Origin of the sequence: Methylophaga sp. UBA4204, from assembly GCF_002379485.1 — a bacterium.
Taxonomy (GTDB): Bacteria; Pseudomonadota; Gammaproteobacteria; order Nitrosococcales; family Methylophagaceae; genus Methylophaga.
On the sequence record NZ_DFTU01000088.1, the window covers coordinates 397 to 6,973 of the forward strand.

Consider the following 6,577-nt stretch of genomic DNA (forward strand, 5'->3'; position numbering starts at 1 on the left):
CTGGTTTGGGACCAGAGGGTCGGGAGTTCGAATCTCTCTGCCCCGACCACTTTATTGACTGCTTAATTATCCTCACTTAGTTATTAATGCGCCCGTAGCTCATCTGGATAGAGCATCGGCCTTCTAAGCCGAGGGTAGCAGGTTCGAGTCCTGCCGGGCGTACCATCTCTCTCTATTTCAAAATCTGCGACAAACTTTCAAGTTGATTTTTAGCCCTTGTCGGTGCTAACTTTCACGTGACCAAGGACGGCATATCTGAATTTCTCAAATTGAAAAGTGAACTCAGCAACGTGAATAAAAATACCCTGCTCGTAACTGGCGGTGCCGGTTTTATCGGCTCTGCATTGATTCGTCAATTAATTACCGAAACCGACTTCACCGTTATTAACATCGATAAACTGACCTATGCTGGCAATCTCGAATCACTAACCGAGATTGATGCTTCGCCAAACTATTATTTTGAACAAGCTGATATCTGTGATGCTGAGGCAATGGATAGAATATTCACCCAATATAAACCCAGTGCCATGATGCATCTTGCTGCCGAATCGCATGTTGATCGTTCGATAGATGGCCCCGCAGATTTTGTGCAAACCAATGTGGTTGGTACATATATTTTGCTTGAGGCGGCCAGAAAATACTGGAAATCATTATCCGCTGATGATGCCGGAAAGTTCCGCTTTCATCATATTTCAACAGACGAAGTCTATGGCACATTAGGCGAAACGGGTCTGTTTACTGAAACAACTCCTTACCAACCCAATTCACCATACTCCGCCACCAAAGCTGGCAGTGACCATTTGGTTCGTGCCTGGCACCATACATATGGTTTACCAGTATTAATGACTAACTGTTCCAATAACTATGGGCCGTATCAGTTCCCCGAAAAATTGATTCCAGTAGTAATTAACAATGCACTTGCTGGTAAACCATTGCCTATTTACGGTAAAGGCGAAAATATCCGTGATTGGTTATATGTCGATGATCATGCAAGAGCCTTAAGACTGGTGCTGGCGGAAGGCAAGTTATGCGAAAGCTATAATGTCGGAGGTTTTAATGAACATACCAATCTGGAAGTGGTACAACTGATTTGTCAGATTCTGGATGAACTATTGCCTGATTCACCCCATCGGCCACATAAAAATTTAATCGAATTTGTTACGGATCGTCCTGGTCATGATGCGCGTTATGCCATTGATGCCAGCAAAATTGAACGGGAACTGGGCTGGAAACCTCAGGAAACATTTGCCACGGGGTTACGTAAAACAGTGCAGTGGTATCTGGATAATCGCCAATGGTGTGAAAACGTGATGGATGGTAGTTATCAGCAACAAAGACTTGGACTGGGAGATAATAAATGAGTCGTAAGGGAATCGTACTGGCAGGGGGAAGCGGCACACGGTTATATCCAGTAACCCAATCCATCTGTAAACAACTGCTGCCGGTGTATGACAAACCGATGATTTATTATCCGCTGGCCACCATGATGCTGGCTGGTATGCGGGACATCTGTATTATTTCCACCCCTCAAGACACGCCACGCCTTGAACAGTTACTCGGAGATGGCAGTAAGTGGGGTTTGAATCTACAGTATATTGTTCAGGATAAACCGGAAGGTATAGCCCAGGCTTTTACTCTTGGCGCTGATTTTATCGGAGATGATGATTGCGCTTTAGTACTGGGTGATAATGTCTATTACGGTCATGATTTGGCCGATATGATGCGAGATGCTGATAACAATAAAGAAGGTGCGACCGTTTTTGCCTACCCGGTGAGTGACCCTGAACGTTATGGCGTCGTAGCGTTTGACGAAAACGGTAAAGCATTAAGTATCGAAGAAAAACCGACTAAACCTAAATCGCGCTATGCCATCACAGGTTTATACTTTTATGATAATCAGGTCGTTGAGATTGCCCGCAATCTCAAACCTTCCGCTCGTGGTGAACTTGAGATTACTGATGTGAATCAGGCTTATCTGGATAACGGCAAGCTTAACGTACAGGTAATGGGCCGTGGTATGGCCTGGCTGGATACCGGAACTCATGATTCCCTATTGGATGCTTCAATGTTCATTCAAACCCTTGAACAACGCCAGGGGTTAAAAGTGATGTGTCCTGAAGAGATTGCCTTTCGCATGGGATATATTGATGCTGAACAACTTGAACAATTGGCCCAGCCATTATTGAAAAGTGGTTATGGTAAATATTTGTTAAATATCATTAATGAGACAATTTACTAATGTTAGTCACCGAGACCAATATTCCTGACGTTAAATTACTGACGCCCAAAAAGTTTGGTGATGAACGCGGTTTTTTTCTGGAAAGTTATAACAAGAAAACCTTTCAGGATTTACTCGGTTTGGATATTGATTTTGTGCAGGATAATCACTCGCGTTCAGCGAAAGGCGTGTTACGCGGTTTGCATTATCAAATCAAGCAACCACAAGGAAAATTGGTTCGGGTAACAGCAGGAAAAGTGTTTGATGTGGCCGTTGATATGCGTCGTGATTCACCGACATATGGTCAATGGACCGGAGCGGTTTTAACTGCTGAGGGTCAGGAACAGTTCTGGGTGCCCGCCGGGTTTGCCCATGGTTTTCTGGTGTTAAGCGACAGTGCCGATTTTCTTTATAAAACAACCGATTATTACGCACCTGAATATGAAAGAACGGTAGCATGGGATGATGCCGATCTGGCAATTGACTGGCCGTTAGAGGACATAACACCGGTTTTATCAGCTAAAGATCAACAAGGTACCCCGTTTAAACTGGCTGAGACCTTTTAAGTGAAAATATTACTGATTGGCGGACAGGGACAGGTTGGATTTCAATTACAGCGTAGTCTTGCCTGCCTGGGCGAATTACACACTACGACAAGACAATCACTGGATTTGGCGGATATAACCGCAATTCGAGAGACGATTCATGCTATTCAGCCGGATCTGATTGTAAATGCTGCGGCCTATACTGCAGTAGATAAAGCCGAACAGGAAACTAAATTAGCCCAAAAAATTAATGCTATTGCCCCGGCTGTGATGGCTGAAGAAGCCAACAATTTATCGATTCCCATGGTGCATTTTTCAACTGATTATGTTTTTGATGGCAGTAAGACTTCTCCCTGGGTAGAGACCGATGCTACCGGTCCATTAAGCCATTATGGTCTGACAAAACTGGAAGGGGAGCAGGCAATTCTTGCCAGTGGATGTGATCATCTGATTTTCAGAACCAGCTGGGTATATGATCGGCGAGGTCATAACTTTTTGAATACAATGTTAAGACTGGCTGAAGAACGTGAGCAATTGAATATTGTAGATGATCAGATTGGTACTCCAACGTGGAGTAGACATATTGCTGATGTCACTGCTCAAGCATTGGCTCAGGCACATAATGATGATGCATTTTGGAAGCAAAATAGTGGTGTTTATCATTTAAGCGCAGCAGGTCAAACCAGTTGGAAAGGATTTGCCGAGGCTATCTTTCAGATAGCTGAAGCTGATGGTCGGCGTGTTCCAAAAGTAACAGGCATAACTACGGCAGAATATCCGACACCAGCCAAGCGACCATTAAATTCCTGTATGGATAATACAAAATTAAAACGCCATTTTGGTCTGCAGTTACCCGATTGGCAGGTAAGTTTACAATGGGTTTTACAGTCATAAATACTCAGTACAGATTTGCCAAAGTAGGAAAAATCGAGGGAAAGGTTCGTGATACAAACCACGTATAATAAACTAATGCAGTGGTTTTTAAGCCGTCCGCGAACCACTAAACGCATATTGAGTATTTTCATTGATTACATCGTGGTGATGCTGGTGTTATGGCTGGCATTTTCGCTGCGACTTAGTACGCTGTACCAACCGCCAGTTACCCAATTATGGTTATTTTTTCTCGCGCCGTTTATCGCGATACCGATTTTTATTAAATTGGGGTTATACCGGGCTATTGTTCGCTATATTGGGCTTGATGCCCTGTGGACAATTTTTAAGGCCATTGGACTGTTTACCGTCATTTTTGCCACCGTTGTCGTATTATCTGGACCATATGCCGGCTTAGTACCCAGAACAATTTATATTATCAATGCGCTATTACTATTTTTGGCAGTAGGTGGACTGCGTTTATATGCACGCTGGTTGTTTATCACCACAACCCGCAGTCCATTGGCAGAGTTGGATAACAAACGATATATTCCTCCCGTTTTAATATATGGGGCCGGACGAGCAGGCGCCCAACTATCAGCCTTATTAAAAATGGGTCGTCAATTGCGGCCAGTAGCGTTTATTGATGATGACCCGACGCTTTATCGCCAGCAAATTAACGGGCTGAATGTCTATCGTCCTCGTGATCTGGTGAAACTGATTGATAAATTTCATGTACGTGATGTGCTATTGGCCATGCCATCAGCTTCCAGAAGTCGGCGAAGTGAAATTTTGCGTTCTCTAGAGGAATTACCCGTACATATCCGTACCTTGCCAGATCTTACCGATATCGCCGAAGGTAAATTGGAAGTTTCAGATATTCAGGAAGTGGATATTGCAGATTTACTGGGTAGAGAAGCCGTTGCCCCTGATCCGCAATTATTAACAGCGAATATCACCGGTAAATGCGTCATGGTCACCGGTGCCGGTGGTTCGATTGGCTCCGAGTTAACACGGCAAATCATCAAACTCAAACCCAGCCGATTGTTATTGTTCGAAATCAGTGAATTTGCGTTATATCAAATCGAACAGGAGCTCTGTAATTTGGAGAGCGGAGTAGAAGTAATTGCTTTACTGGGCTCGGTTGTTGATCGGATTCGTTTGACATCAATCTGTCAGCATTTTGCGGTACAAACTATTTACCATGCCGCAGCGTATAAACATGTGCCAATGGTTGAAAAAAATGTGGGTGAAGGAATCCGTAACAATGTTTTCGGTACATTACATTGTGCCCAGGCCGCCATTGCGGCAAACGTTGAAACATTTGTGTTGATTTCTACGGACAAAGCTGTCAGACCTACTAATACCATGGGAGCCAGCAAACGGATGGCTGAGCTGGTTTTGCAGGCTTTGGCAGAAACCTCTATTACCCGATTTACAATGGTAAGATTTGGTAATGTACTGGGTTCATCCGGTTCAGTTGTGCCATTATTTCGTGAACAGATAGCCAAGGGTGGCCCTGTTACGGTTACGGATTCGCAAATCATTCGCTATTTTATGACCATTCCCGAAGCTGCCGAACTGGTAATACAAGCTGGTGCAATGGGGCAGGGAGGTGATGTGTTTGTGTTGGATATGGGTTCAGCAGTAAAAATTGTTGATCTGGCAAAACGAATGATTCATCTCAGTGGCTTTACGGTTAAGAATTCTGAAAATCCCAACGGTGATATTGAAATTACCTTTACTGGCCTGCGTCCTGGCGAAAAGTTATTTGAAGAGCTGCTAATTGGTGAAAATGTCAGCCAAACGGCACACCAGAAAATTATGCGAGCCGAAGAGCGGGTGATTGCCTGGCAGGATTTACAGTTAATTCTGACTGATTTACAGCATGCTGTCAGCGTTGCAGATTATGAGCAGGTCCGGGTACTGCTCAGCAAATATGTAGATGGATTTATGCCCCAATGCGGGATTGAGGACTGGCTGAGCAATAAAGCGGTTATCAATCAGTAATATCCACGAGTTTTATAACTTTTAAGAGACGTATTATGGAAAAAACACTCAATATTGCAGTTGCTGGAACAGGTTATGTTGGCTTATCACTTGCCGTGTTGCTGGCCCAGCATCATCATGTGACTGCTCTGGACATCGTCCCTGAAAAAGTTGATCTGATTAACTCTAAAAAATCACCCATTGTCGATAAAGAAATCGAAGATTTTCTGGCCAATAAACCGCTCAATCTGAATGCCACAACGGATAAGCAAAAAGCTTATGAAAAAGCTGATTTTGTCATTATTGCTACGCCAACCGATTACGATATGGTAACGAATACCTTTAATACCAATTCAGTTGAAGCGGTTATTCAGGATGTGCTGGCGATAAATCCATCAGCTGTTATGGTAATAAAATCAACTATTCCGGTGGGTTATACTCAAACTGTTCGAGCCAAATTTAGCACAGATAAAATTTTCTTTTCGCCTGAGTTTTTACGCGAAGGTAAAGCGTTGTACGACAATCTTTATCCTTCACGCATTGTCGTAGGGGAACAGAGTGATCGTGCACGTTTGTTTGCTGATTTGCTGTTGCAAGGCGCAGTTAAGAAAGATGTGCCCGTGTTATTTACTGATCCTACCGAAGCCGAAGCGATCAAGTTGTTTTCCAATACCTATCTGGCGATGCGGGTCGCGTATTTTAATGAACTCGACAGTTATGCTGAAACACATAACCTGAACAGCCGGCAAATCATTGAAGGTGTTGGTTTGGATCCTCGCATTGGAGATCACTACAATAATCCTTCGTTTGGTTATGGTGGGTACTGCCTGCCAAAAGATACCAGACAACTGTTGGCCAATTATGACACTGTGCCCAATAGCTTGATTCGGGCTATTGTCGATGCCAATACCACCCGCAAAGACTTTATTGCCGAACAGATTATTAAGAAAAATCC

6 protein-coding genes and 1 tRNA gene are annotated in these 6,577 nt (G+C 43.7%); all 7 read left to right on the forward strand.

Annotated features, from left to right (window positions below; all coding sequences use genetic code 11):
• Window positions 1-88: 88 nt before the first annotated feature.
• A tRNA-Arg gene (locus tag B3182_RS13070) sits at window positions 89-165 on the forward strand.
• Window positions 166-290: 125 nt separating this feature from the next.
• Window positions 291-1,361 carry a dTDP-glucose 4,6-dehydratase gene (gene rfbB / locus B3182_RS13075; protein WP_292357936.1) on the forward strand — a complete coding sequence of 357 codons (1,071 nt, stop codon included), beginning with the start codon at window positions 291-293 and terminating at the stop codon, window positions 1,359-1,361.
• On the forward strand, window positions 1,358-2,239 hold the full coding sequence (rfbA, locus tag B3182_RS13080; protein ID WP_292357939.1) for a glucose-1-phosphate thymidylyltransferase RfbA: 882 nt from the start codon (window positions 1,358-1,360) through the stop codon (window positions 2,237-2,239). The genes rfbB and rfbA overlap by 4 nt, the downstream gene beginning before the upstream one ends.
• The gene (rfbC, locus tag B3182_RS13085; protein WP_292357940.1) at window positions 2,239-2,784 is read left to right on the forward strand and encodes a dTDP-4-dehydrorhamnose 3,5-epimerase; all 546 of its coding nucleotides are present in this window, start codon (window positions 2,239-2,241) and stop codon (window positions 2,782-2,784) included. The genes rfbA and rfbC overlap by 1 nt, the downstream gene beginning before the upstream one ends.
• Window positions 2,785-3,657, forward strand: a complete 873-nt coding sequence (gene rfbD, locus B3182_RS13090; RefSeq protein WP_292357941.1) for a dTDP-4-dehydrorhamnose reductase — start codon at window positions 2,785-2,787, stop codon at window positions 3,655-3,657. It begins immediately after the preceding gene.
• Between the two features lie 48 nt (window positions 3,658-3,705).
• A complete protein-coding gene (locus tag B3182_RS13095; RefSeq protein ID WP_292357943.1) occupies window positions 3,706-5,643 on the forward strand; it encodes a polysaccharide biosynthesis protein in 1,938 nt (645 codons plus the stop codon).
• A 35-nt stretch (window positions 5,644-5,678) separates the two neighbouring features.
• On the forward strand, window positions 5,679-6,577 hold an 899-nt coding region (locus B3182_RS13100), incomplete at its 3' end, for a nucleotide sugar dehydrogenase (protein ID WP_292753060.1).